Below are 26,515 nucleotides of genomic sequence, written 5' to 3' on the forward strand. Positions count from 1 at the left end.
GGTGTGTAAGAACAACGGCTCTGCCAAGATTCCGGTGGTGACAGGCCCGGTCCCGGGATGCCACGCGGAGCTCGGCATCCCGGGGTCATCCCCCGGCGGACATCGCGGCCCCGGGAACCGACCGATAGTCGGCGAACACGGTGGGCCGGTCAGGTGGCCGGTCAGGTGGCCGAGGTCTGCGCGAGCAGCCCCTCGAGCGCCGGGCCGACGATCCGCTTGAACATCCGTCGGGTCCGGGTCCGGTCCAGCATGCCGACCTCCAGGTTGGCGGCCGCGAGGACCCGCTCGCCGTTCTGCGGCAGGCCCGGGGGCACCCCGACGGTCAGGGCCTGCACCGCGACACGCAGCGCCTCGGCGAGCGGCTGGCCGTCCCGGTGATGCTCCTTCAGCGACGTCGTGACCTGCTCGGAGGCGCCACCGATCGCGACGAAACCCCGCTCGTCGGCGATCGACCCGTCATAGGTCAGCCGGTAGATCTGGTCGTCGGCGATCGAGGTGCCGACCTCGGCGACGACGATCTCGACCTCGTAGGGCTTGACGCTCTCGCTGAAGATCGCACCGAGGGTCTGCGCGTAGGCGTTGGCGAGCGCGCGGCTGGTCACGTCACGCCGGTCGTACATGTAGCCACGCGAGTCCATGAGGCGGATGCCCGCCGTCCGCAGGTTCTCGAACTCGTTGTACTTGCCGACCGCGGCGAACGCGATGCGGTCGTAGATCTCACTGATCTTGTGCAGGGTCGCCGACGGATTCTCGGCGACGAACAGGATCCCGTTCTCGTAGGTGAGGACGACGACGCTGCGACCCCGCGCGATGCCCTTGCGCGCGTACTCGGACTTGTCGCGGACCTGCTGTTCGGGGCTCGCGTATCCGAACGGCATGGTCACGTCAGCCTCCCGAGTTCGTCGAACGGTCCGCGATGATGGCCGTCACCACCGGTTCTATCTCATCGTCGGCATAGCGACGGTAGCCGTCCGCCGTCACGACCGCGACGATCGGGTACAGCTTGCGGATTACGTCCGGCCCGCCGGTCGCCGAGTCGTCGTCGGCGGCGTCGTAGAGGGCCTCGACGCTGATCCGGACGGCGTCGTCCTGGCTGAGATCGGACCGGAACCGCTTCTTCAGTGAACCCTTCGCGAACACCGAGCCCGAACCGATCGACTCGTACGTGCGTTCCTCCGACTTCGCCGCCGCGATGTCGTAGGAGAAGATCCGCCCTTTGCCCGTGTCGAGGTCGTACCCGGCGAACAGCGGGACGACGGCGAGGCCCTGCAGGGCCATCGGCAGGTTCCCCTTGACCATGGCCGCCAGCCGGTTGGCCTTCGCGTCCAGGCTCAGCGTCGACCCCTCGATCTTCTCGTAGTGCTCCAGCTCCACCTGGAACAGCCGGATCAGCTCGGCGCCGACCCCGGCGGTGCCGGCATACCCCACACAGGAGTAGTCGTCGGCGTGATGGACCTTCTCGACGTCCCGCTGAGCGATCATGTGCCCCTGTGTCGCGCGCCGGTCACCGGCCATGATCACGCCACCGGGAAACGCCACCGCCACGATCGTCGTGCCGTGCGCCACCTCGGTGACCGGCCCCGGCAGGCCACTCCGGGCCCCCGGCAGCAGGTGCGGCGCCGACCGCGACAGGAAATCGGCGAACGACGATGTTCCCGGCGTCATGAACACAGCCGGTAGGCGCCCGGCGGCCCCCAATGGATCAGCCACGCATCCCCCTTCCGATAGTCGGTCACGTGGGCCGCGCGCCCGGGGCGTCCCCGAGGCTCCCGGCCCGACGTTACAGATGAAGCACAACATAGGGCTATCGCCCCCCGAAGCTGGCGGGCAGGCCGGTCGAACGGGTCGGCCGGGAAGGCGGTCACGGCCGCGCGTGCGGCCCGCCGACCTGCACCGGGGCACGCGGGCGGTGCGGCGCCGGACCCCCGCGGAACGCGGCCTCACCCGGCGGCGTCGACCCCGCCAGAGCTACCACCGCCGGGCGTCATCCACGGCGCCCGATACCGCCGGCTACCGGACCGCCGGCTACCGGACCGCCGGCTACCGGACCGCCGGCTACCAGACGGCCGGCTACCAGACGGCCGTTACTGGCCGCCCTTCTGGACATAGCCCTTCACGAACTCCTCGGCGTTCTCCTCCAGGACGTCGTCGATCTCATCGAGCAGGGAATCGACGTCCTCGGACAGCTTCTCGTGCCGCTCCTTGAGGTCGGAGGCACTCGTGTCCTCGGTCGCGACGTCGTCGATCTCCTCCGCCCGACGGTCCGCGCGTTGCTGCCCGCCGCCGCTGTCCCTGGTGGCCATGAAGCCCTCCTTCGATCGCCTGGCGCGACACTATCCCGCCCCACCGACACCATCCGTTCGATCGGTGAGAGGTCCACTCCATCACGAACCAGCCGCTACGTCGCGACGTCCGCCCAGGGCGCAACGTGAACCTCCTGCCAGGGATCGGCGCCGGCTCTCCCGACCGGGATCGGCGCCGGCTTTCAGCGGCCGGCGAGCGCGTCCACCAGATCACTCGCCGTGGGGCAGCGGGTGAGCAGCTCGCCCACGTGCGCCTTCGTGCCGCGCAGCGGCTCCAGCGTCGGCACCCGCTGCAACGAGTCCCGACCGATGTCGAAGATGACCGAGTCCCAGGACGCGGCGGCGACCTGCTGCGGGTAGAGCGCGAGGCAGCGGCCCCGGAAGAAGGCGCGGGTGTCCTCAGGAGGCTCGGTCATCGCCCGGGTGACCTCCTCCTCGCTGACGACGAGATCGAACCGGCCCCGGGCCACCAGGCGGTTGTAGAGGCCCTTGTCCGGACGGACGTCGTGGTACTGCAGGTCGACGAGCTCCAGCCGCGGCGAGTCCCAGGCCAGGCCGTCCCGCGACCGGTAGCCCTCCAGGATCGACAGCTTCGCGACCCAGTCAAGCTCGCGGACGCAGCTCATCGGGTCGACCTCGAGGCGGCCGAGGATCGACTCCCAGCGGGAGAGCACGTCGGCGGTCTGGCTGTCGACGTCGGCACCGAACCGGTCCTCGACGTACTTGCGGGCCTGCTCGAAGTACTCCATCTGCAGCTGCACCGCGGTCATCCGACGACCGTCGCGCAGAGTAACCAGATGCTTGAGGGAGGGATCGTGCGAGATCGCCCGCAGCGCCGCCACGGGCCCGTCCACCGACAGGTCCGCGGTGAACCAGCCGTCCTCGATCATCGAGAGGACCAGGGAGGTCGTTCCCACCTTCAGGTAGGTGGCGACCTCGCTCATGTTCGCGTCGCCGATGATGACGTGCAGCCTGCGGTACTTCTCCGGGTCGGCGTGCGGCTCGTCCCGGGTGTTGATGATGGGCCGCTTCAGCGTGGTCTCGAGCCCCACCTCGACCTCGAAAAAGTCGGCCCGCTGGCTGATCTGGAACCCCGGCTCCCGGCCGTCGACACCGATCCCGACCCGCCCGGCCCCGCAGACGACCTGACGGGAGACGAAGAACGGGGTGAGGTTACGGACGATCTCCCCGAAGGGCGTCGACCGTGCCATCAGGTAGTTCTCATGGCATCCGTACGAGACGCCCTTGTTGTCGGTGTTGTTCTTGTAGAGGTAGACCGGCTTGGAGCCGGGCACGGACAACGCCCGGCGGGCGGCCTCGGCCATCACCCGCTCCCCGGCCTTGTCCCACAGCACGGCGTCGCGAGGGTTGGTGACCTCGGGCGAGGAGAACTCCGGGTGCGCATGATCGACGTAGAGCCGCGCCCCGCTGGTCAGGATGACGTTGGCCAAGCCGAGATCGTCCTCGTTGGCCGGGGCGCTCGGATCGACCGCCGGCTCGCGGGGCAGTTCGAAGCCCCGGGCGTCGCGCAGCGGTGACTCCTCCTCGAAGTCCCATCGGGCGCGGCTACCCGGTGCCGATGTTCGACTGGCATACGAGTTCACCACCAACGACGAAGCCAACATCTGATTGGTGTTCGGCTGACCGGGCACCGATACGCCGTACTCGGTCTCGATCCCCATGATCCGACGCGCGCTCACTCTGCAAGCGTAGGTGCTACACGGGCGGTCGGTTAGCCGGACGTCTGCCTTGTTTGCTCTGGGCCGCTCGGGATGACACGTCCGCAGCCACGCCTATCGTCAGAATTCGGTGGCGACACGGTAGTCCGACCGACCGGCGTCCACCGCGGATGCGGGCGGGAGGATACACCCAGGGGTGCCAGTGCCGCGATGCCCAACGCAACGCCGCGATGCCACCCAGAGCACCGCCGTGACCCCGGGGCCGAGTGACCCCGGGGTCACGGCGGTGGCACGTGTCCCGCCGTTGGGCGGAACACGGGACCCGAGCCCCTTACAGATAACGGCCGTTACAGGTACTACTGCGACCGTTACAGGTACTGGCCGGTGTTCGCGATCGTGTCGATCGAACGGCCGGCCTCGGTACCCTTCGTTCCGGTGACGAGCGTGCGGATGTAGACGATCCGCTCGCCCTTCTTCCCGGAGATCCGGGCCCAGTCGTCCGGGTTGGTCGTGTTCGGGAGGTCCTCGTTCTCCTTGAACTCGTCCATGCAGGCGGCGAGCAGGTACTGCATGCGCAGCCCCTTCTGCCCGCCCTCGATGTGCTCCTTGACCGCCATCTTCTTGGCCCGGGCGACGATGTTCTCGATCATCGCGCCGGAGTTGAAGTCCTTGAAGTACAGGACCTCCTTGTCGCCGTTGGCGTAGGTCACCTCGAGGAAGCGGTTCTCCTCGCTCTCCGCGTACATCCGCTCGACCACGCGCTGGATCATGGCCTGAACGGTCGCCTCCCGGTTACCGCCGAACTCGGCCAGGTCATCCGGGTAGAGCGGCAGCTCCGGCACGACGTACTTGGCGAAGATGTCCCGAGCCGCCTCGGCATCGGGCCGCTCCACCTTGATCTTCACGTCGAGCCGACCCGGCCGCAGGATCGCCGGATCAATCATGTCCTCGCGGTTGGACGCGCCGATCACGATGACGTTCTCGAGCTGCTCGACGCCGTCGATCTCGCTGAGCAGCTGCGGGACGATCGTGTTCTCCACGTCCGAGGACACCCCCGAGCCACGGGTCCGGAAGATCGAGTCCATCTCGTCGAAGAACACGATCACCGGCATTCCCTCGGACGCCTTCTCACGCGCCCGCTGGAACACCAGCCGGATCTGCCGCTCGGTCTCGCCGACGAACTTGTTGAGCAGCTCGGGACCCTTGATATTCAGAAAGAACGCCCGACCGGTGCCCTGGCCGCCGGTCTTCGCCTCGACCTTCTTGGCCAGCGAATTGGCGACCGCCTTGGCGATCAGCGTCTTGCCGCAGCCGGGCGGGCCGTAGAGCAGCACACCCTTCGGTGGCTTGAGCTGATGCTCCCGGTAGAGCTCCTTGTACAGGAACGGCAGCTCGACCGAGTCCCGGATCGACTCGATCTGGCTCTTCAGGCCGCCGATCTGTTCGTAGCCGATGTCGGGAACCTCTTCGAGGACGAGCTCCTCGACCTCGGACTTGGGAATCCGCTCGAAGGCGTAGCCGGAACGGGACTCGATCAACAACGAGTCCCCGGACCGGATCGGTCCATCGAGAAGCGGCTGGGCCAGCATGACCACCCGCTCCTCGTCGGTGTGACCGAGCACCAGCGCCCGGTCCCCACCCTCGAGGACCTCTTTGAGTAGGACGATCTCACCCTGCCGCTCGAACGCGCGCGTCTCGACCACGTTCAGCGCCTCGTTGAGCATGACCTCCTGGCCGGGCAAGAGATCACTGATGTTGACGCTCGGCGACACGGTCACCCGGAGCTTTCTGCCCTGAGTGAACACGTCGACGGTGCCGTCTTCGTAGGAGGAGACGAAGATCCCGTAGCCGCTGGGCGGCTGCGCGAGCCTGTCGACCTCCTCCTTCAGGGTGACGATCTGGTCTCGCGCCTCGCGGAGAGTCGCGACGAGCCTGTCGTTCTGTCCCGTGACAGCCGACAACTCCGCCTGGATCTCCGCGAGCCGTTCCTCCAGCACCCTGAGCTGCCTGGGCGATTCGGACAACTTACGCCGCAGCATGGCCACTTCCTCTTCCAGGAAGGCGACCTGCGTCGTGAGCTCGTGTGTTTCCTTCTCGTACGCCGACCGCCGTGATTCGGCATCACCTGGACGACCCGTGCTCCCATCGGAGCCAGAGCCCGAACGGGGACCGGACACTGCGCCTCCACCTCCCCCGTGCTGACCGGGACGCACCCACACTACCGTTGTGACCGCCGCTGGCAGGCCGGTCGGGCAAGGACGATCCAGCTTTGCCGTAAACAGCGGGTTACGGTGCCATGCTGACAGAAGATCGGAGCCCTGTGGCAACTCCAGCGAAGCCGGGCGTTTCGGCAGACCTGCGGGTGCGGGTCGACCAGGATGCCTGCACCGGCGACGGTCTGTGCGCGCAACTCGCTCCCGCCGTCTTCGAGTTCGACGTCGACGGTCTGGCCTACGTCAAGGACAGCGCGGGCGAGCTGCAGACGCAGCCCGGCGCCTACGTCCCGGTGCCGCTGCCGCTCGTCGACGCGGTGGTCGACGCGGCCGACGAGTGTCCGGGGACGTGCATCTACGTGGAACGCCCCGACGGCACGCTGGAGGCCGGCGGGCCCGTCGGCTGACGATGGGCCCGGCCGGCCGGTACACTCGCGACCACGGCCTGCCCCATGGGACCCCATGGGAATGGCCTGCCCCATGGGACCCCATGGGATACGTCACATCGGCTGGATCGTCGCCGACCCTGGGTCGGCGTCCCGGGATCGGTCGGTCTCGGCCCTGGGCTCGGTCTCGGCCCTGGGCTCGGGGGCGGTCTCGGAGGCGGGATCGATCCCGATCGGCGCGCCCTTCGCCGGCCGGCGGCGGCGCACCGGAGGAGTGACCCCCTCGGCGAGGCGCCGCGCGGTCACCAGGAAACCGGTGTGGCCGACCATGCGGTGGCCAGGCCGCACGGCCAGACCCTCGACGTGCCAGTCCCGCATTATCGACTCCCACGCCGCGGGCTCCGTGAACGTGCCGTGCGCCCGTAGCGTCTCGACGATCCGGGAAAGCTGGGTGGTGGTAGCGACGTAGGCACAGACCACCCCGCCGGGCACCAGCGCCGCGCTGACGGCGTCAACGACCTCCCAGGGCGCGAGCATGTCGAGGACAGCCCGGTCGACGTCACGCTCGGTTGTCTCGGCCAGCTCCCCGACCAGCACGGTGTGGGCGGGATGCGGGCCGCCGAAGAACGCCTCGATGTTGCGCCGGGCAATCTCGGCGAAGTCCGCGCGCCGCTCGTAGGAGACCAGACGCCCGCAGTCGCCGATGGCACGCAGCAGCGAGCACGACAGCGCCCCGGACCCGACGCCGGCCTCCAGCACCCTGGCGCCCGGGAAGATGTCCGCGTAGGTGACGATCTGCGCCGCGTCCTTGGGGTACACCACGGTCGCCCCGCGCGGCATGGACAGCACGAAGTCGACGAGCAGCGGGCGCAGCGCCAGGTAGTCGGTACCACCCGTGCTGGTGACGACGATCCCCTCCGGCCGGCCGAGCAGGGCGTCGTGCTCGACGGCTCCCCGGTGGGTGTGAAACTGCCTGCCCGGTTCGAGGACGACGGTGTGCCGGCGCCCCTTGGGATCAGTCAGCTGCACCCGGTCACCCTTGGTGAACAGGCCTCGGCGATGAGCGGCGCCGGTCGGAGGCGGAGCGTAACCGCCGGCCAGGGACGGCACCTGCCCCGGGGACACCGACTCGTCGGGCGGGGCGCTCACCGGGACGCCACCATGCGGGCGGCGGCGGCCGGATCGATACGGGCGACGAGATCCACCATCGCGAGCACGCCGACCGGGCGGCCCGCCTGCTTGACGAGGTACTCCGACGCCGGCACCCGCTGCACGGCCGCCAGCAGGGCCTCGCCTTCCAGATCGGCGTCGAGGACCATGCCGGGCGAGATCACCCGACTCACTTCATCCACGGTCATCCAGGGTCTCCGATGCTCCGGCAGCGCGTCGACCGCGGAGCCATTCATGATCTTCAGGGGGCTGCCGTCACGGTCGATCACCGCGACGGCGGTGGCGCCGACCTCCTGAGCTCGCCGCAGCGCCTCCGCCAGCGGAACGGCACCCTCGACGGGCAGCGTCCGGCGCGCAAGGCGACCGGCGCACAGGCCGGGCAGCCGCTCCCGCACCTGCGCGGCGCGCAGCGACTGGTAGGCCGCGAACGCGAGGAAGCCCGCCAGAGCATAGGTGTACACCATGCCGATGCCGTCGGAGGTCGACGCACCCCAGACGACCAGGCCGGCGGCGACGACGAACCCGCCGTAGGCACCGGCCCGCAGCCCCCGCAGCTTGTCGCGCGTCAGACCCCACACCGCGGCGACGACCACCCGTCCACCGTCCAGCGGGAGGCCCGGTGCCAGGTTGAAGAGGAACAACGCGGCGTTGATGAGTCCGAGATCGTGCAGGACCGCGGCGGCGTCGCTGGTGTCGTCGAGGCCGAGCAGGCCGAGGTGACAGCCGGCGGCCAGCACCCCGTTGACCGCCGGGCCGACGAAGGCGATCAGGAACTCGCGGCCGGCGCTGCGGGGCTCCGGCTCGAACTCGGTGAACCCGGCGAAGCCGTGCAGGGTCACGGACCGCACGGTGTGACCGAACGCCAGCGCCGTCAGAGCGTGACCGATCTCGTGGGCGAGCAGGGAGGCCAGGAAGCCGATAGAGATCAACGAGGAGAGCGCGAGGATCCGCCCGTCGGACGCCAGCGGCAGCCGGTCGCGGATCGAGCCGGAGAGCAGGTAGGCGACGAGGACGGCGAAGACGAGGGCGAACGGCGAGATGACGATGGGAACACCGCGGATCCGCCCGACCGGCACGCCGGGGGGTCGCTCACTCGGAGCCTGCCCCGCCGGGCCCGCGCCGCCGTGGGCGCTCGAACCCGCGCCGCTCGAACCCGCGCCGCTCGAACCCGCGCCGCCCGAACCCGCGCCGCCGTGCTGATCCGCCATGGATCCGATGCTACGGACCATACCCCGACCCGTCGTCCGGGACCGAGTGGCGAAGATGTCGGTAGGGGGATCTAGGGTCCAGGACATGACCTCGACGCAGCGCTCTCCTGCCATCCCGGGATCGGTGGCGTCGGCCGCACCCCGGCCGTTGATCGGTTCGCTGTCACCGTCGCGGGCGGCGGACTTCGTCAACTGTCCGTTGCGCTACCGGTTCCGGGTCGTCGACCGGCTCCCCGAGCCGCCGAGCGAGGCCGCGACCCGCGGGACCGTGGTGCACGCGGTCCTGGAGAAGCTGTTCGATCTCCCGGCGTCCCGGCGTACCCTGCAGGCCGCGCGGGAGCTGGTCGAGCCGGCCTGGGATACGGTGCGCGCCCGCGAGCCGGCGGTCGAGGCGCTGTTCGGTGGCCGCGACGAACTGGCGGCGTGGTTGGAGTCGGCCCGCGAACTGCTCGCCGGATACTTCGCGCTGGAGGATCCGTCACGGCTGGCGCCGGTGGCCCGCGAGCTGTACGTCGAGCACGTGCTCGACTCCGGCCTGCGGCTGCGGGGCTACCTGGACCGGCTTGACGAGGCGACCACGGCGCAGGGACCCGCCCTGCGGGTGGTCGACTACAAGACCGGCCGCTCGCCCGGCCCGGCGTTCGAGAGCTCGGCGATGTTCCAGATGAAGTTCTACGCCCTGCTGCTCTGGCGGATCCGTGGGGTGATCCCGCGCGAGCTGCGGCTGTACTACCTCGGTGACCGCACCTGGCTGCGGGCCACCCCCGACGAGGCCGACCTGCGGGCCGCCGAGCGACGGATCGAGGCCCTGTGGGCGGCGATCGACCGCGCGCACCGCACCGGGGACTGGCGCGCCACCCCGAACAGACTGTGTTCCTGGTGCGACCATCAGGCTCGATGCCCAGCCTTCGGCGGCACCCCACCACCGCTACCGCAGCAGACATCCGCGGTGCCGCTCGACGAGACCGCCCCCACCGTCTGCGAGGCGGACGGCTGATGGCGGTCTTCAGGCCGGACCCCGTCCGGACCCCGTTCCCCGCGGACAGCCCGTTTACGGTGCCGGCATCCTCAGCTCGCCGGCGGCGGTGGCTCCACCGGGCGTCCTCGGAGGCATGCCATATCGCCCGATCACCAAAAGTAATATTGGTCGGACCTTCAATACTGCCGGCGGTACAGTCAGCGACGGCGAGATGCCGATCATCGTTCGGTCGTTGGGGAGATCGACCACGGTAGCCGAACAGCCGTCCCAGGTCAGTCGGGGCCGAGCGCAGGCAGGGCAGGCACGACGTGTCGAGAGGGACCGTGTCGAGAGGGACACGGCGCGCCGCGAGGGAGAGGACATCACGATGGCCCGACGGACCGGATCGTCCCGAGGCGGGAAGCGGGGCGCGGTCGCGGGCAGCCCGCCCGGCCGAGAGGACCGCGGGTCGCGGCCCGGCGAGTACGGTGCCGGCCGTGACGGCCGGGTTCCCGAGCACCCGGGCGGCCGGCGAGAAGACGGACCGGACGCCGCACCCGCGGCCCGCGCCGCCAGGCTGACGAAGGTCTACGGCTCCGGTGACACCACCGTCACGGCACTGCGCGAGATCGACCTGGCCTTCCCCCGCGGCCGATTCACCGCGATCATGGGGCCGTCCGGGTCGGGGAAGTCGACGCTGATGCACTGCCTGGCCGGGTTGGACACGGTCACCCGGGGACGGGTCTTCATCGGCAACGTGGACCTGTCCCGGCTGTCCGACAAGCAACTGACCCGGTTGCGTCGCGACCGCATCGGGTTCATCTTCCAGCAGTTCAACCTGCTGCCCACGCTGACCGCGGCCGAGAACATCACGCTGCCGTTGAGCATCGCCGGGCGTTCGCCGGATCGGGCCTGGATGCGCACCGTCATCGACGCGGTCGGTCTCGCACCGCGGTTGAAGCACCGGCCGAGCGAACTCTCGGGCGGTCAGCAGCAACGGGTCGCCTGTGCGCGGGCCCTGGTCACCCGGCCGGAGATCATCTTCGCCGACGAGCCGACCGGCAACCTTGACTCCCGGTCGGGAGCCGAGGTGCTGTCGTTCCTGCGTGACTCGGTCTCCGAACTCGGGCAGACGATCGTCATGGTCACCCACGACGCGACGGCGGCGTCCTACTCGGATGAAGTGATCTTCCTTGCCGACGGTCGACTCGTTGACGCGATCGCGAACCCGACCGCGGAGGAGGTGCTGGACCGGATGAAGCACCTCGACGCCGCCACGGGCGGCTTGGCGGCCGACGGCGAGATCGCCGACGACCGGGACGACCATAACGACACCGACGGTCGCTACGGGCCTGCCGGTGACTACGACGACTACGCCTACCCGGGCCAAGCCTACCCGGACCAGGCCTACCCGGACCAGCCGACCTACGGGCGAGACGAGCACGATCCCTACCAGGGCCACTACCCGGAGCGGCGCACCGGCCAGTTCGAGGCGATCCCCGCCCCGGACCTCGGGCCCGACGCCGGTGGGCAGCCGGCGTCAAGGCGGGTCGGCGGCACGCGCCACGGCGAGGAGTACTACTCCGGCCGCTCCCACCACCGGCCGGTGCCGAGGCCTGGCGGCGGGCCTCCGCTCACCGACCCCGGCCGTGTCGACGGCGGGGGGGACAGTTACCACCCGGACGGCACGGAGCCGGCGGGCTGGGCCTGAGCCGATGCTGCGCGCCACCCTCAAGAGTCTGCTGGCCCGCAAGGTCCGGCTGGTGCTCTCCATGCTGGCGGTCGTCGCCGGGGTGAGCTTCGTGACCGGGACCCTGGTCCTGACCGACACCCTCAACCGGACGTTCGACACCCTCTTCGCCGACATCAACAAGAACGTCAGCGTCGCCGTGCGCTCGGTCAACGCCATCGACCCGACGAGCGACGTCGGCCGCCCTCCGCTGCCGGCCTCGCTCGTCTCCACCGCCGCCGGAGTGGACGGGGTGCGGGTGGCGGTCGGCAAGGTCAACGGCCAGGCCGTCCTCGTCAACCCGGCCACCGGCAAGCCCTCGAACACCAACGGTGCGCCGGGGATCGGTATCAACTGGACCGGGGGTCAGCCCACCTCGGCGGAGGAGATCGCCGAGGGTCGCCCGCCCGGCCCCGGAGAGATCGTCGTCGACCGGGCAACCGCGAAGAAGCTCCATCTGTCGCTCGGGGCAAAGATCTCGGTGCAGACCAAGGGTCCGCCCGCGCGGTACACCCTGGTCGGCACCTTCCGGATCGGCGGTCAGGACAGTCTCGGGGGCGCCGCTGTCACCGCGTTCGACACCGCCACCGCCCAGCGGGTCCTGCTCGCGCCCGACCGGTTCAGCGCGATCCACCTGGCCGCCGGGCCCGGCCTGACCCAGGAGGAGCTGCGGGCCCGGGTCGCCGCCGCACTCCCACCGGGTGTCGAGGCGATCACCGGCAGGCAGTTGGCGGACGAGAGCGCCAGCGCTGTGCAGAACGCCGTCAGCGGCTTCTCCACCTTTCTGCTGATCTTCGCCGCCATCTCGGTCTTCGTTGGCGCCTTCATCATCTTCAACACCTTCACGATGCTCGTCGCCCAACGGGTGCGGGAGCTGGCCCTGCTGCGAGCAATCGGGGCGAGCAAACGTCAAGTCCAGGTGTCCCTGCAGGTCGAAGCGGCACTGGTCGGCTTCGCCGGGGCCACTGTCGGCCTGGTGTCCGGCGCGGGGCTCGCGCTGCTGCTGCGCGTCGCCGTCGGTGTGTTCGGCGTGGCGCTGCCCAGCGGTGCGCTGGTCTTCCGCCCCCGCACCGTCGTGATCGCCTACGCCGTCGGCGTGCTCATCACCGCTGCGGCGGCGTTCGTGCCGGCCCGCAAGGCCGCGTCGGTGCCACCGATCGCGGCGATGCGGGAGACCTACGTGCTGCCGACCCGCTCGCTGCGCTCCCGGGCGATCGCCGGGTCGGTGCTCACCGCGCTCGGCATCGTCCTGCTGATCCTCGGCACCGCCTCGGCGGGCAAGCCGGGAGCCACCGCCGTCGGGGTGGGCGCGGCGGGGATCTTCCTCGGCGTCGCCACCCTCTCACCGCTGCTGTCCGGACCGATCACCCGGGTCCTCGGCGCACCGTTGGCGAGGATGTTCGGGGCCACCGGCCGACTCGGCCGGGAGAACGCGATGCGCAACCCGCGCCGGACCGCCTCCACCGCCTCCGCGTTGATGATCGGACTCGCCCTGGTCAGCGCCTTCTCCGTGCTCGGACAGTCGATCAAGGAGTCGGTGCGGGAGACGGTGTCGAACAGCCTCGGTGCCGACTTCTACCTGACCCCGCAGAACTTCGGGCAGGGATTCAGCGGTGAGGTGGCTCGCGAGCTGGCCGGCAAGCCCGGCATCGAGATCGCCACGGGTCTTCGGGGCGGCCTGGTGAAGATCTCCGGGCAGAGCTCCCAGGTGCTGGCCGGCGACCCAGCGGGCCTGGTCAAGATGCTGGCCATCAAGGAGGTGACCGGTGACGTCCACGCCCTCGGCGACGGCACGATCCTGGCCGAGGACTCCACCGCCGCGGACCACCAGCTACGGGTGGGGCAGAAGGTCCCGGTCACCTTCGCCGACGGCCGCGCGGAGCTGACTCTGGTGGGCACCTACAAGAAGAGCCAGGTGGCCGGCAAGTGGATCATCTCCACGAGCGAGTTCGCCCGGCACTCCACCGATGACCTCGACCTGTTCGTCCTGGTGAAGAGGGCGAGCGGGGCGGACCCGGCGATGGTCCGGGCCGAGATCGCCACGGTGGTCAAGTCGTTCGCCACGGTGGAGGTCCGGGACCAGTCCGAGTTCGTCGCACAGCAGGAGAAGCAGGTCGACCAGCTGCTCGGGTTCATCTACGTGCTGCTGGCCCTGGCGGTCATCATCGCACTGTTCGGTATCGTCAACACCCTGGCGCTCTCGGTAATCGAACGGACCCGGGAGATCGGTCTGCTGCGTGCGGTCGGCATGACGCGGTCGCAGATGAGGCTGATGGTCATCCTTGAATCAGTGATCATCTCGGTCTTCGGAGCCGTGCTGGGCGTCGTCGTCGGGAGCATCTTCGGCTGGGCGCTGACGAAGGCGCTGGCCTCCCTGGGAATCAGCACGTTCGCCTACCCGGTACGGACGATCCTGCTCGTGGTCCTCACCGGGGCGATCCTCGGCGTGCTCGCCGCTGTCTTCCCCGCCCGGCGCGCCGCTCGCATGGACGTCCTGCGCGCCATCTCCGCCGTCTGACCCACCCAACCCCACACCCCCTCCGACGCCGTTCGGGGGACCTACGCCCGGTCTTCGCCCCCAAAACCGTGCCTTACTCCCCCAACCTCGCATCCAGGACGGCTGGGGCGAAGGGGCGGGCTGAGGCGGGGGGTGGTGAGGGACTCCATGAGGTCCGGGGTGACGTCGTGCAGGCTCGCCAGGAGCGCCGCGAGCCCGGCGGGCACCGGCTCGCCGCGAGCCGCGACGCCCGAGGCCTCCAAGGCCTCCAAGGCCCCCGAGGCCCCCGAAGCCCCCGAAGCGGCCAGGTCGAGCAGATCCGGCATGGACGGGATCATGATGGTCGCGCACCCGGCCGCCACCCCGGCGCGCGCTCCCGACGGGCTGTCCTCCAAGACGACGCAGCGAACCGGGTCGACGCCGAGCACCCGGGCGGCGGTCAGGTAGGGCTCCGGGTCCGGCTTGCGGCGAGTGACCTCATCGCCGGCGACCGTCACGGCGAAGAACTCGTCACCGATGACGTGCAGCACCGGCTCCATCAGGTCGCGGAAGGACGAGGAAACCAGCGCGGTCGGGACACCCGCCGCTCGCAGCGCGACGAGCAGCTCCACCGCCCCGGGCTGCGGGACGATCGCACCGGGCTCGCGGAACAGCTCGGCGGAGCGGCGCAGCAGGAACTCCGCCGTCGGCGCCACGTCGGACGCCGGCAGGCCGAGCATCGACACCATGAGCGGCACGGCGGTGTCGATGCCGTGGCCGATCATGGCTCGTTTCATCGCCGGGGTGAACTCGCCGCCCAGCCGCGCCGCCGCCTCGTGCTCGGCGATGGTCCAAATCGGCTCGGTGTCAACGAGCAGGCCATCCATGTCGAAGAAAACCGCCGCAAGGCTCCCCACGTCCACTCCTAGCTCAGGTAGCTCGGTAGCTCAGGGTCGTCCGGCCGCACGGTGCCCGGTTGACCGCACGGTGCCTACGTGGCCGCGAAGTACTTCGCCTCCGGGTGGCACAGGATGATCGCCGAGGTGGACTGCTCCGGCACGAGCTGGAACTCCTCGGCGCGCGACGGGCCGTCGCCGTCCTCGAAATTCACCGAGTCGAGGCAGAGGCTGGCCGCCTGCAACAGGGGGCCCATGGCGCCGTCGGCCACCAGCACACGCTCGGTCAGGACGGACACCAGATCACCGCGCACTGGCCAAGAGTACCGGGACGGGTTTCTCCTACCACCGGTACGGTTTACCCTCCCGTCCGGACGCCTCCGAGGATGTCGGCCACGGGCACGACGGTGATCACGGTACGGTGATCACAGCATGGTGATGATTGCGGGGTGGGAATGCCGGACGCGTCCCGGCGGGTTGCCCACGGCACGGTCGCGGGTGGCACGGTCGCGGGTGGCACGGTCGCGGATGGCACGGTCGGGGTGGCACAGCTGCGGGAACGGAGGCGTGACGTCGGACCGCGCGGGTGTGCTCGGCGCGGCGGTCCGCACAAACACGGGCTGGGGCACGCCGGTCCGGCGGCGGCCCTGGGCCGGGCCGTTCGCATTCCCGCGACGGCGGGTATCCGTTCAGAGCCGATACGGTGCAGCCACCGCATCGATCCGGAATGGATGTCCGATCCGCCCGGGTCTAGCGCCATCGAGAGACCGAGGAAAGGCGTTCCCACGAGAACATCGGCAGACTGGACCAGCGTAGGTTCCCCGTGGACGACCAGTGGTCGTCCGCGGGTCACCGGCTCACGGGCCATAAGGGAGGCTGACGTCACGCATGTCGGCTCTGGGCAGGAGTCGTCTCCGTGAGGACGTACCGTTGCACTGTCACGGGGGCAGTGGGCCGCCGCGGGGCGGCAGGAGGTGGTAGGTGATCGAGTTCTCCGGCGTCGGTCAACTACGGTCGCCGGTCGTAGTAGCCGCCTTCGAAGGGTGGAACGACGCGGCCGATGCCTCGTCCGCCGCCGTCGAGCATCTGGAGACCGCCTTCAAGGCCCGTGTCATCGGTGCTATCGACCCCGACGACTACTACGACTTCCAGGTGAACCGACCGACGGTGAGCGGGACCGACGGGGCCTCCCGGAAGATCTCGTGGCCGACCACCCGCCTGTCGGTGGCGCGGCCGCCGAAGTCCGAGACGGACCTGGTGCTGATCCGCGGGCTGGAACCGAACATGCGCTGGCGTGGGTTCACCGACGAGCTGATCGAGGCCGTCCACGCCCTCGGCAGCGACATGGTGATCTCCCTCGGGGCGCTGCTCGCTGACTCGCCGCACACCCGGCCGGTCCCGATCAGCGGAACCGCCGGGGACGCGGCGACGGCTGCCCGACTCGGGCTGGAGCCGTCCCGTTATGAGGGGCCGACCGGCATCGTCGGCGTCTTCGGGGAGGCATGCGCACGGGCCGAGCTCGCCTCGGTGTCGTTCTGGGCGGCGGTGCCGCACTACGTGGCTAACCCGCCCTGTCCCAAGGCGACCCTCGCGCTGCTGCGCCGAGTGGAGGACCTGCTGGACATCGAGATCCCGCTGGGTGACCTTCCCGAGCGGGCGAAGGCGTGGGAACGGCAGGTGGACGAGCTCGCCGCCGGGGACACCGAGGTCGCCGAGTACGTCCGTTCGCTGGAGTCACGCGAGCCCGAGACGGCGCTGCCCGAGGCCAGTGGGGACGCAATCGCCCGGGAGTTCGAACGGTACCTGCGCCGTCGCGGCCAGTAAAGGCCGGTAAGAGAGCCGGCTCGGTAGAAGAATCGGTAGAAGAAGGAAAGGGGGCGAGGGTACGCCCGGGCCGGGAGCCCAGGGCGCACCCCGCACCTCCACCGGGCCACCCTTCTCCTCGACGATCTCGCTACTCCTCGACGATCTCGGCGTCGATGATGTCCTCGTCGGCGCCACGGCGGAACGGCACGTTCGCCGAGTTCGTGACCGGTTCGCGCGGAGTGGGCGGGGTGTGGGATTCCGCGTCCGCGACGTCGGCCTGACGATGCCGGCCCGGGGAACGCCGCCCCGGGCCGGCGACGCGACCGGTCGCCCACGCGGTCTCGGAAAGATCCGACGCTCCCGCACCGCCCGCGGGGACCGCACCGCCCGCGGGGACCGCACCGCCCGCGGGAAAACCGGCAGGACCGGCTCCGCCCGGCGTCCCAGACGTGCCCGACGTCGTCGGCGCGGCCGCACCCGCCCGGGCCAGGTCGGTGACCGCCCGGTCCACCTCGTCGGAGGCCAGGACCCCCCGCAGGCGCAGCATCGCGCCGATGATCTCACCCTGCTGGTGACGCAGCGCCTCGAGCGAGGCGGTGCACCGGGCGATCTCCACCTCCAGCTCGGCATGCCGCTCCCGGGCGAGCCGGCGGCTCTCCTCCACGGCGTCGAGGAGGAGCTTCTCGGCCTGTTCCCGAGCCTCCCGCACGATCGGGTGGTTCGCCCCGGCGTCCTCGATCACCTCTTCCAGCGCCGCCTCCGCGATCTGGCGGGCGCCCGTGACGATCTCCTCGGCCTCCTGCTGGGCGATGGTCAGCATCTGGCCGATCCGACCGCCGGCCTGCGCGGCCAGGCCCTCGACGCCCATGTTCGCGCTGCGGGCCCGCTCGTGCTTCAGGGCGCTTTCGGCCGCGGCCGCGCGCGAGGTCACCTGGCTGGCGTAACGCCACAGCGTGGCCAGGTAGTCGTCGACCTGATGAGGGTCGTAGCCATGCGCGACCTCGTCGAAGGCGGGCCGTTCGGTCGCTGCCCCGGGATCCACCCGGCGATGGTGAGCTCCCATCCTCAGCTCCCTCTGGGTCTGACGGGTTCAAGGTCTACGCCCAGCAGTGTGTCAACGAGGCGCCGCACGAGTGCGGGCGCCTCCCCCCAGGCGGGCACGTCACCGCCAGAACCGCGAACCGGACCCCCCTGATGGGTGGGATCCGGGCCCGCACCGGCGGAGCCGCCCGCATCAGCGAGCGCGGCGCCGACCCAGGCGTCCACCGCGGCGACGGCACCCGGGGCGTCGAGGTCGTCGGCGAGCCGCTCACGCACGGCGGCGAGCAGTCCCATGGCGTCAGGCCCGGTGGGCAGGGCGACGGCGGCCCGCCACCGGTTCATCCGGTCCACGGCGTCGTCGAGCAGGCCCGGCGTCCACTCCCAGTCCTCGGTGTGCCGATGATCGAGCAGGGCCAGCCGCAGGGCCGCCGGATCCACCCCGGCCCGGCGCAGCCGGGAGACGAACTCCAGGTTGCCCCGCGACTTCGACATCTTGTGGCCGTCGAGGCTCACCATCGCGGTGTGCACGTAGCTGCGGGCGAACGGCCGGATGCCGGCGGCGACCTCGGCGTGCGCCGCGCTGCACTCGTGGTGCGGAAAGCTCAGGTCGGTTCCGCCACCCTGGATGTCGATGACCCCGCCGAGATAGTGGCGGGCGATGGCGGAGCACTCGATGTGCCAGCCGGGCCGGCCGGGGCCGAACGGCGAGGGCCAGGACGGCTCGCCGGGGCGGTGGGCGCGCCACAGCAGCGGATCGAGGGGGTCCTTCTTGCCGGTCCGGCGCGGGTCACCCCCGCGCTCGGCGCAGATCGCCAGCATCTCGGCCCGGCTGAGATGCGAGATCTCCCCGAAGGCGGGTGCGGTGGCGATCGAGAAGTACAGGTCGTCGTCGACCTGGTAGGCCGCGCCCCGGTCGACGAGCTCCACCACCATGTCGACGATCATCGGGATGGCCTCGACCACCCCGACGTAGGCGTCCGGCGCCAACATCCGCAGCGCGGTCATGTCCTCGCGGAACAGGTCGATCTCCCGGTCGGCGAGGGCCCGCCAGTCCAGCCCGTCACGGGTGGCTCGCTCAAGCAACGGGTCATCGACATCCGTTACGTTCTGTACATAGTGGACGTGATGCCCGGCGTCTCGCAGCACACGCTGCGCGAGGTCGTAGGTGAGGTAGGTGAAGGCATGCCCCAGATGCGTCGCATCATAGGGCGTGATGCCACACACATACAGCCTTGCGGTGACGGCCGGCGCCAACTCGCGTACGCTCGACGTGGCCGTATCGAAGATCCTCAGTGGCTTCCCGTGACCGGGAAGAGAACGTATCGGAGGAGATGGCCACGCCTGCATGCGTGTCAGAGTAACCGCGAACCGACTCTCCGGCGGGCACAAGGAGAGTAACCGCAGCGTAGCCGACAGCATCCCAAGCCGATCCACCTCGGGTCACCGACGGTGACATCCCATGTTCTCCCGCACCTGTATCCGCACCGGTGACCCGCCCAGAACCGGAACCCGCTCAGAACCGGAACCCGCTCAGAACCGGAACCCGCTCAGAACGGCGGCCAGGGGATCGCCGGCCAGTCCCCCGAGGGCAACGGGAACCGGCCCTCGGCCAGAAGCCCGTCGACCCGCACGGTGAGGGCGTCGACCTCGGTGACCGTGAGCAGCTCCTCGAGCCGGTCCCGGAAGGGGCCCGCGAGCGCCTCACGCAGGTCGTCGAGCAAGGCGGTCTCCTCGGCGTCGAGCCGCCTTCCCCGCCAGGTCCACAGCAGGGTGCGCAGCTTGCCGTCCGTGTGGAAGGTCACACCGTGATCGATGCCGTGAATCCGGCCGGAGGGCGCCGGCAGCAGGTGCCCACCCTTGCGGTCGGCGTTGTTGATGACGACGTCGAACAGGGCGATCCGGCGCAGCTGGGAGTCGTCGGACCGGGTCAGCGCCACCAGGTCCACGGTGACGTCGGTGTCGATCCACAGCTGCACCATGCCCTCGCCGAACGGGCCGTCACGCAGAATGGTGGGCGGGACGATGCCAAGCCCGAGCTGCTCGGAGACCTCGTAGGCGGCCAGCTCGCGGGCGGCGAGGGTGCCGTCCGGGAAGTCCCACAGGGCGCGTTCGCCGCGGACCGGCTTGTAGACGCAGCGGCCGGTCACCCCGTCGGCGCAGATGTCGCAGCAGAGCGTCGTGTTGCTCGCGTCGACCAGCCGGGCGGTGATCTCGAGGTCACCGCGGCGAAGGAGGTCGAGGGCGGCGGGGGCGTCGAGGCCACCCCCGTCGATCGGATGCAGTGGCGGTCGCCACCCCGGAGTGGAACTCGCCGCGGAGACGCCCATCACCTCAGTCTGTCCGGTCCGGCAGGGTGATGTCACCGGACCGGACGGTGAGCGACATCTCTCCCACACCGTCCGGCCTACCGGACCACACCGCTATCACGAACCGCACCGCTACCACGAACCGCACCGCTACCACGAACCGCACCGCTACCACGAACCGCACCGCTACCACGAACCGCACCGCTACCACGAACCGCGCACCCGCGGCGGGCGGGCCCGGCGCCCCTCGCCGGCCGCATCAACGCAGATGACCGTTCTGGCGCGGGCAGACGTGACCGTCGTCCAACGGCTGCCCGCACAACGGGCAGGAGGGCCGGCCCGCGGCCAGGACCCGCGCCGCGCGCTGCACGAACGAGCGCGCCTGCTCGGACCCCAGCAGGACCCGGACGGCGTCCGGCCCGTCGGGATCGTCGGAGAATCCGACGATCGAGTCGGCCAGGCCCGTCGCCTGCGCCTCGATGACGACCCGTCCGCCACGCGGATCCCAGCCGAGCGCGATCGTCGCGGCCTGGAACTCCTCGTCGATCGGCAGATCGAGCGGGGACAGGTCGGGGTCGGCCGGGGCGGGCTCGGGCGGCGGCGTCGCGCCGCGGCGGCCCAACTCGTCGAGCAGCTCGGTCAGCTGTTCGGCAAGCAATGCGACCTGTGCCTTCTCCACCGCGACGGTGACGACCCGCGCCCCGTCGCGGGCCTGCAGGTAGAACGATCGGGCGCCGGGAAGGCCTACGGTGCCCACAACGAACCGCTGCGGCGGGNCGAAGACGTGTATCCGGCGCGGCATGCCCGATCAGCCCGTTCCACCACCGGCGCTGGGACGGAAACCGCCGGCACCGCCACCGATCACCTCGTCCACGTCGAGTCCGCTGGACCCCGGCGACTCCGGCGGCTCCGGCGACTTCCGGGACCCGGGAGACGACGCCGCGGCGTCGGCGGCCCCGGCGGAGCCCTCTGCCCGGGGTAGCGGCGGTGGGAGGAGCTCGACGACGTCCCCGCCGGTGTCGTTGATGCGCCGGACGAAGGGGCGGCGCTCGTTGTAGCGGATCACGGTCAGGGAACAGGGATCGACGGTGATCCGGTGGTACATGTCCAGATGCATGCCCAGGGCGTCGGCGACCACCGTGCGGATCACGTCGCCGTGCGAGCACAGCAACCAGGTGGCGTCCGGGCCCAGCCGCTCGTTCCACTCCCGCACGGCGCTCACCCCACGGGCCTGCGTGTCCCGTAGTGCCTCACCCTCGGGACCGGGGAAGACGACCGCGCTGGGATGGCTCTGCACCACCGCCCAGAGCGGATCCTTCGCCAGGGTCGCCAGTTCCTGCCCGGTCCAGTCACCGTACCGGCACTCACCGAGCCGCTCGTCGATCTCGACCTGCCGCGGACCGCCCGGGCTGGCCTCGCTGACCGGACGGCGTCCGGCGATCGCCGCGGCCGTCTGGCGGCAGCGGTCGAGCGGGCTGCTGACGATCGCCGCCAGCGGGATGTCCGCGAGGCGTCGCGCCAGGTCCGACGCCTGGCGGCGGCCACGGTCGTCCAACCCCACGCCGGGCGTCCAACCAAGCAGGATCTTGCCGGTCACGGCGGTCAGGCCGTGGCGGACCAGCAGGACTGTGGTCAACCGGTCCGTCCCTTCTGTTGCTGACGCTCACTGTCTCCGCCGGGCCGGACGCACGGGTGGGCCCGGACGCACGGGTGGGCCCGGACGCGCATCGGTCGGAACACGCGACATCGCCTTCCTACAGCCATGCCGCCACAGCGCCGTCCCGGATACCACGCTACCCAGCGGGCTACAACAGCGGCGGAACGGTTCGTCGTTACGCTTCCCGGCATGCCGGACGAGTACACGACCGCTTCCACCACGGAGCCCGACGCGGTCGGCCCGCAGGCACGAGCGGACCCGCAGCCAGCGGACCCCGAGGAGGTCTTCGCCGCGTTCTGCGGGGCGGGGCTGTGGCCGGGGCTGGGCCGCACGACGGCCGGCCGGCTGCCCGCGGCCGGGATCACCCGGCCCGACCACGTCGACGTCGGCCGGTTGGGCACCGTCGAGGGGGTCACCGGGCCGCGGGCCCGGCGGCTCGCCGACAGCTTCCGCGCCGTGGCGGGCACGTACGCGGTCGTCGAACTGCTCGTCGCCGCGGATCTTCCGGCCCGGCTCGCGCGCGGGGTGACCGACCTGCTGGGACCCGCGTCCGCCGACCTCCTGCGGGCCGATCCGTGGATGCTGCTGACCGCCGCCGACACCGAGATCGCCCAGGCCGACCGGTTCGCCCGCCGCCGCGGTCTGCAGCGCGACGATCCGCGCCGGGGCCCGGCGGTACTCACCCATCTGCTCGGCCGGGCCGCCTCCCGGGCCGGGGACACCGCGGGCCCCGTGCAGGCGGTGCTGCGTGCCGCCGCGCGCGAGGGGGTGGCCGATCCGAGCGCGGCGCTGACCGTGGCGCTCGACGACGGGCGGATCATCACCGTCGGCGACCGGATCGCGCTGGAGCGGTACGCGATGGCCGAGCAGTCCGTCGCGGACGGCATCGAACGGCTGACGGCGACCGCCGAGCCGCTGCGCGCGGGCGCCCCCAGAGCCCGCCGCCGACCCGATGACGGGCCTGGGTACGACGGGCCTGGGTACGACGGGTTGGGATCCGTCGACGACGACGATCCGGCGGGGCGGGCCGTGTCCGCATGGGCCGCCACCGCCCCGCCTCCTACGGCGCTGACGTTCGACGACGACAAGGATGACGACAAGGACGGGGGGGACGAGAGCCCCCTCGGCGCCGATGGCACCGAGGGGGACACGAACCGGGACGCCGCCGCGGCGGGCCGCGGCGGACCCGCAAACGACGGCGGACCGGCAAACGACGAGGTGGTGACCGGGCTGGACGAGCTCCAGCTCGCGGCGGCGCGCGCCGCGCTGGAGTCCGGCGTCAGTGTGCTCACCGGTGGGCCGGGAACGGGCAAGAGCCGCACGGTCGCGGCCGTCGTACGACTGGCCTGGGCGGCCGAGGCGGTCGTCGCACTGGCCGCGCCGACCGGACGGGCTGCCAAACGCCTCGAGGAGCTGTGCGGGGCGCCGGCGAGCACCCTGCACCGGCTGTTGCAGGCCCAGGGGCGCGGCAGCGGGTTCGCGCGCGGCGAGCACAACCCGATCGACGCCGACCTCGTCGTCGTCGACGAGGCGTCGATGCTCGACGCGGAGCTCGCCGCCGCGCTGCTCGACGCCTGCGCGGACGGCACGCACCTGATGTTCGTCGGGGACCCGGCCCAGCTGCCGAGCATCGGACCGGGGCAGATCCTCGCCGACCTGCTCGAGTCCGGTGAGGTCCCGGTGACCGAGCTGCGGCGGCTGTACCGACAGGCTGACGGCGGCGCCATCGCGACGATGGCCGCCGCGGTACGCGGCGGGGAGCTGCCGCCGCCGGGGCCTGGCCGGGAGGTCGTGGTGGTGCCGTCCGGCAGCTCCGGCGAGGCTGCGCATCGCACCGTCCAGCTCGTCACCAACTCCATCCCCCGCGCGCTCGGCATTCCCGTCGCGGACATCCAGGTCGTGACCCCGGTGCACGCCGGTCCGGCAGGCACCACGGCGCTCAACACCGCGTTGAAGGGCACGCTGAACCCGGGCGGCGGCGCCGTCTCCGGGTTCGACATCGGGGACCGTGTGGTGGCCACGGCGAACCATATCGACGTCGGGTTCGCCAACGGCGAAATCGGCACCGTCGTCGCGCTGGGCGAACGCGGTGCGCTGCGGGTCGCGTTTCCCGGCGGCGTCGTCGAGGTGCCCGCCGGTGTCCTCGGTGATCTGCGGCACGGCTGGGCGGTGACGGTGCACCGCGCGCAGGGCAGCGAGTGGCCCGCCGTCGTCGCCGTGTTCCCGCCGGAGGCCGGCCGGATGCTCACCCGTCCGCTGATCTACACGGCGCTGACCCGGGCGCAGGCCCACCTGTCGATTGTGGCCGTGAACGGCCCGGCCATCCGCAACGCCGTGCGGAGCTCGGGCGGACGGCGCCGCACGACGCTGCTCCCGGCTCTGCTCGCCGGGCAGACCGCCGGCGGCTTCGACGATCCCGACGAAGATCCCGACGAAGATCCCGACGGGGGGCCGGACGGCAGGCCCGATGGCGGATCCGACGCGCGGCGGGCGGGCGGCGCGACCGCTGGGGAGGCAGCCCGCGTACGGGACGGCGACGAACGGATGACAGTCTGAAGTGTCGGGGCGTACATCCCCGCCAGCAGGCGACTGCGGCCACCCGGCGGAAGGCGGTTCTCTGACAGGAGGCAAGATCGTGGCAGACGAGGGGGCATGGTGAACGTAGACGCATCCGGGAGTCCAACCGTCGGCCAGGACACCGGATCCGGGCCGGCGGTGCTCTCGGGTCCCCGCCGCCCCCAGGCGCCGGTGGACGTGACCGCGACCGCGGTCGTGGCCACAGCCGCGAACAGCGCCACAGCCGCGAACAGCGCCACAGCCGCGAACAGCGCCACAGCCGCGAACAGCGCCACAGCCGCGAACAGCGCCACAGCCGATGTCACGACCGGGACGGTCATCACGCCCGGGACCGCGCGCACGACCACCGCCGTGGCGCGGATCGCGGCGGCCAGCCCGCAGCTGCTGGTAGTCGCTGTCATACTCGCCGTTGCCGCCGGCGCGCTGATGCGGTTCGCCACCCCCAGCCATCTGTGGCTCGACGAGTCGTTGACGGTCGCCATCGCCTCGCGCCCCGTCCCACAGCTGCTCGACGCGCTGCGGCACGACGGCTCACCGCCGCTGTACTACCTGCTGCTGCACGCCTGGATCGCGGTGTTCGGCGACGGGGACGTCGCCGTCCGGGCGTTGTCCGGGGTGCTGTCGCTGGCGACGCTGCCGGCGGCGTGGCTGGCCGGACGGCGGGTGGGCCGGACGGCCTTCCAGGCCGGCAACGGTGGCCGCGACGCCGACGCCTGGGTGGGCTTGGCGACCCTGCTGATGTTCGCCTGCTCTCCCTACGCGATCCGCTACGGCAGCGAGACGCGGATGTACTCGCTGGTCGTCCTGTTGGTGCTGGTGTTCGGGCTCGCGACCGTGCGGGCGCTGGAACGCTCCGAGCCGGCACGGCTGGCGATGCTGACGCTGGCGACCGCCGCCCTCGTCTACACCCACTACTGGACGTTCCTGCTGATCTTCACCGTGGCGGCGTTCATGCTGCTACAGGCCCGGCGGCGACCCCAGTACCGGCAGGTGACCCTGCGGGCCTTCGCCGCGATGGCGGCTTCCGCCGTGCTGTTCGCGCCGTGGATGCCGTCGTTCCTGTTCCAGATGCTGCACACCGGAACGCCCTGGGCGCCCAAGGTGCAGGCCCAGGTGCTGCTGGACACGGTCTTCGACTGGGCCGGCCCGACCTCCACCGGTGCGCTGCTCGGCATCGTGCTGCTCGGGGGCGCGCTCATCGGCCTGACCGCGCGTCCGGACGGGCGGGAGCTCGCGGTCAAGGTCTCCGGCCGGGTGCCGGGCCGTTACCTGGCCGCGATCTGGCTGGTCCCCCTCGTCCTGGCCTACTGCGTGAACATGTTCGGCGGCAGCGCATATGCCGAGCGCTACACCGGCATCGCCCTGCCGGCCTGCCTGCTGCTCGCCTCGCTCGGCATCGCCCAACTGCCGGGCCGGCGGGTGCGGGCCGGGGTACTGATCGTCGCCTCGCTCAGCGGCCTGCTCGGCGGGTGGCAGCTCGCCCGGACCGAACGCACCCAGGCCGGGGAGATCGCGGGCCGGATCGTCGCGCTGGCCCGGCCGGGAGACGTGGTCGCCTACTGCCCGGACCAGCTCGGCCCGGCCGTGCACCGGGCAATCGAACGGCACGGCGAAGTCACGGTACGGGAGATCGTGTACGCGGACAGTTCCGGCCCGGCGCTCGTCGACTGGGTCGACTACGCCGACCGGATGAAACGGGCGAACGGCACCAGCTTCGCGGCCGAGGTCAACGAACTGGCCGGCCCCGGCCACGCCGTGCTGCTCGTCCGCGCGGACGGTTACCGGTTCCTGGAGGGCGCCTGCGCCGTGCTGTCCGACCAACTCGCCACGCTGCGCGACCGCACCGTGCAGGTCGAGCGGCGCAACCTGTACGAGGGCGCGTCGCTGGAACGGTTCTCCACGCTGCGCTGACCGCCCGCGCGGGCGGGGTCGTCAACGGCGCGGGCGGGGTCGTCGACGGCGAGGGCCGCGACGGCCAGCACGAGCAGACCCATCGGCAACGTGTAGTGGTTGAAGAAGGTCTGCTTGTTCATCAGGTTCAGGGTGAGCAGGACCAACGCCGCCCCCAGGCAGAACCCGGTGGCGTCCCCGCGAGCCCGCCAGGCCGCCG

General features: G+C 71.1%; 22 protein-coding genes. 7 read left to right on the forward strand and 15 right to left on the reverse strand.

Annotated elements, in window-relative coordinates; all coding sequences use genetic code 11:
- Positions 1–161: 161 nt before the first annotated feature.
- From prcA to arc, 5 genes are all read right to left on the reverse strand, one after another.
- Positions 162–884 carry a proteasome subunit alpha gene (prcA, locus tag BMG523DRAFT_RS09880; protein ID WP_023841072.1) on the reverse strand — a complete coding sequence of 241 codons (723 nt, stop codon included), beginning with the start codon at positions 882–884 and terminating at the stop codon, positions 162–164.
- A 1-nt stretch (position 885) separates the two neighbouring features.
- The gene (prcB, locus tag BMG523DRAFT_RS09885; RefSeq protein WP_023841071.1) at positions 886–1,710 is read right to left on the reverse strand and encodes a proteasome subunit beta; all 825 of its coding nucleotides are present in this window, start codon (positions 1,708–1,710) and stop codon (positions 886–888) included.
- A gap of 374 nt (positions 1,711–2,084) precedes the next feature.
- Positions 2,085–2,303 (reverse strand): ubiquitin-like protein Pup, encoded by a 219-nt coding sequence (locus tag BMG523DRAFT_RS09890; RefSeq protein WP_011437025.1) that lies wholly within the window; start codon positions 2,301–2,303, stop codon positions 2,085–2,087.
- Between the two features lie 182 nt (positions 2,304–2,485).
- Positions 2,486–4,003: a depupylase/deamidase Dop gene (dop, locus tag BMG523DRAFT_RS09895; RefSeq protein ID WP_011437026.1), complete on the reverse strand. Its 1,518-nt coding sequence runs from the start codon at positions 4,001–4,003 to the stop codon at positions 2,486–2,488.
- A 347-nt stretch (positions 4,004–4,350) separates the two neighbouring features.
- Positions 4,351–6,159 carry a proteasome ATPase gene (arc, locus tag BMG523DRAFT_RS09900; protein WP_011437027.1) on the reverse strand — a complete coding sequence of 603 codons (1,809 nt, stop codon included), beginning with the start codon at positions 6,157–6,159 and terminating at the stop codon, positions 4,351–4,353.
- A 119-nt stretch (positions 6,160–6,278) separates the two neighbouring features.
- Between arc and BMG523DRAFT_RS09905 the strand changes: the two genes are divergently transcribed.
- Positions 6,279–6,602 carry a ferredoxin gene (locus tag BMG523DRAFT_RS09905; protein WP_011437028.1) on the forward strand — a complete coding sequence of 108 codons (324 nt, stop codon included), beginning with the start codon at positions 6,279–6,281 and terminating at the stop codon, positions 6,600–6,602.
- A 93-nt stretch (positions 6,603–6,695) separates the two neighbouring features.
- Here BMG523DRAFT_RS09905 and BMG523DRAFT_RS09910 read toward each other — a convergent pair whose 3' ends face one another.
- Together BMG523DRAFT_RS09910 and BMG523DRAFT_RS09915 are read right to left on the reverse strand one after the other, a co-directional pair.
- On the reverse strand, positions 6,696–7,682 hold the full coding sequence (locus BMG523DRAFT_RS09910) for a tRNA (adenine-N1)-methyltransferase (protein WP_049761090.1): 987 nt from the start codon (positions 7,680–7,682) through the stop codon (positions 6,696–6,698).
- 44 nt (positions 7,683–7,726) lie between these two features.
- Entirely contained in the window at positions 7,727–8,959 is a 1,233-nt protein-coding gene (locus BMG523DRAFT_RS09915; protein WP_083494790.1) for a site-2 protease family protein, read from the reverse strand.
- A gap of 85 nt (positions 8,960–9,044) precedes the next feature.
- Between BMG523DRAFT_RS09915 and BMG523DRAFT_RS09920 the strand changes: the two genes are divergently transcribed.
- From BMG523DRAFT_RS09920 to BMG523DRAFT_RS09930, 3 genes are all read left to right on the forward strand, one after another.
- The gene (locus BMG523DRAFT_RS09920) at positions 9,045–9,956 is read left to right on the forward strand and encodes a PD-(D/E)XK nuclease family protein (protein WP_011437031.1); all 912 of its coding nucleotides are present in this window, start codon (positions 9,045–9,047) and stop codon (positions 9,954–9,956) included.
- A gap of 349 nt (positions 9,957–10,305) precedes the next feature.
- On the forward strand, positions 10,306–11,628 hold the full coding sequence (locus BMG523DRAFT_RS09925; protein WP_043590960.1) for an ABC transporter ATP-binding protein: 1,323 nt from the start codon (positions 10,306–10,308) through the stop codon (positions 11,626–11,628).
- A gap of 4 nt (positions 11,629–11,632) precedes the next feature.
- Positions 11,633–14,164 (forward strand): ABC transporter permease, encoded by a 2,532-nt coding sequence (locus BMG523DRAFT_RS09930; RefSeq protein ID WP_043590962.1) that lies wholly within the window; start codon positions 11,633–11,635, stop codon positions 14,162–14,164.
- 41 nt (positions 14,165–14,205) lie between these two features.
- Here BMG523DRAFT_RS09930 and BMG523DRAFT_RS09935 read toward each other — a convergent pair whose 3' ends face one another.
- Positions 14,206–15,039, reverse strand: a complete 834-nt coding sequence (locus BMG523DRAFT_RS09935; RefSeq protein WP_043590985.1) for an HAD family phosphatase — start codon at positions 15,037–15,039, stop codon at positions 14,206–14,208.
- A 74-nt stretch (positions 15,040–15,113) separates the two neighbouring features.
- Positions 15,114–15,332 carry a hypothetical protein gene (locus BMG523DRAFT_RS09940; RefSeq protein ID WP_023841065.1) on the reverse strand — a complete coding sequence of 73 codons (219 nt, stop codon included), beginning with the start codon at positions 15,330–15,332 and terminating at the stop codon, positions 15,114–15,116.
- Between the two features lie 667 nt (positions 15,333–15,999).
- Between BMG523DRAFT_RS09940 and BMG523DRAFT_RS09950 the strand changes: the two genes are divergently transcribed.
- Entirely contained in the window at positions 16,000–16,842 is an 843-nt protein-coding gene (locus tag BMG523DRAFT_RS09950; RefSeq protein WP_011437037.1) for a PAC2 family protein, read from the forward strand.
- Positions 16,843–16,972: 130 nt separating this feature from the next.
- Here the strand turns inward: BMG523DRAFT_RS09950 and BMG523DRAFT_RS09955 are convergent, their stop codons facing one another.
- From BMG523DRAFT_RS09955 to BMG523DRAFT_RS09980, 6 genes are all read right to left on the reverse strand, one after another.
- Complete coding sequence (locus BMG523DRAFT_RS09955; RefSeq protein WP_043590964.1) at positions 16,973–17,887, reverse strand: DivIVA domain-containing protein; 915 nt, start codon at positions 17,885–17,887, stop codon at positions 16,973–16,975.
- A 2-nt stretch (positions 17,888–17,889) separates the two neighbouring features.
- Positions 17,890–19,212 carry a cysteine--1-D-myo-inosityl 2-amino-2-deoxy-alpha-D-glucopyranoside ligase gene (mshC, locus tag BMG523DRAFT_RS09960; RefSeq protein ID WP_035941620.1) on the reverse strand — a complete coding sequence of 441 codons (1,323 nt, stop codon included), beginning with the start codon at positions 19,210–19,212 and terminating at the stop codon, positions 17,890–17,892.
- A 200-nt stretch (positions 19,213–19,412) separates the two neighbouring features.
- Positions 19,413–20,192 carry an SCO1664 family protein gene (locus BMG523DRAFT_RS09965; protein ID WP_011437040.1) on the reverse strand — a complete coding sequence of 260 codons (780 nt, stop codon included), beginning with the start codon at positions 20,190–20,192 and terminating at the stop codon, positions 19,413–19,415.
- Between the two features lie 4 nt (positions 20,193–20,196).
- A complete protein-coding gene (locus BMG523DRAFT_RS09970; protein WP_023841063.1) occupies positions 20,197–20,382 on the reverse strand; it encodes a hypothetical protein in 186 nt (61 codons plus the stop codon).
- Positions 20,383–20,430: 48 nt separating this feature from the next.
- Complete coding sequence (locus BMG523DRAFT_RS09975; RefSeq protein ID WP_043590965.1) at positions 20,431–20,973, reverse strand: DUF3090 domain-containing protein; 543 nt, start codon at positions 20,971–20,973, stop codon at positions 20,431–20,433.
- Positions 20,974–20,979: 6 nt separating this feature from the next.
- Entirely contained in the window at positions 20,980–21,807 is an 828-nt protein-coding gene (locus BMG523DRAFT_RS09980; RefSeq protein WP_011437042.1) for a histidine phosphatase family protein, read from the reverse strand.
- Positions 21,808–22,017: 210 nt separating this feature from the next.
- On the opposite strand from BMG523DRAFT_RS09980, the gene BMG523DRAFT_RS09985 reads away from it, so the two are divergent.
- Entirely contained in the window at positions 22,018–24,384 is a 2,367-nt protein-coding gene (locus BMG523DRAFT_RS09985; protein ID WP_023841061.1) for an ATP-dependent RecD-like DNA helicase, read from the forward strand.
- A 96-nt stretch (positions 24,385–24,480) separates the two neighbouring features.
- Entirely contained in the window at positions 24,481–26,316 is a 1,836-nt protein-coding gene (locus BMG523DRAFT_RS09990) for a glycosyltransferase family 39 protein (RefSeq protein ID WP_235463044.1), read from the forward strand.
- The last annotated feature ends 199 nt before the right edge of the window (positions 26,317–26,515 follow it).

The organism is Frankia sp. BMG5.23 (assembly GCF_000685765.2).
GTDB lineage: Bacteria > Actinomycetota > Actinomycetes > Frankiales > Frankiaceae > Frankia > Frankia casuarinae.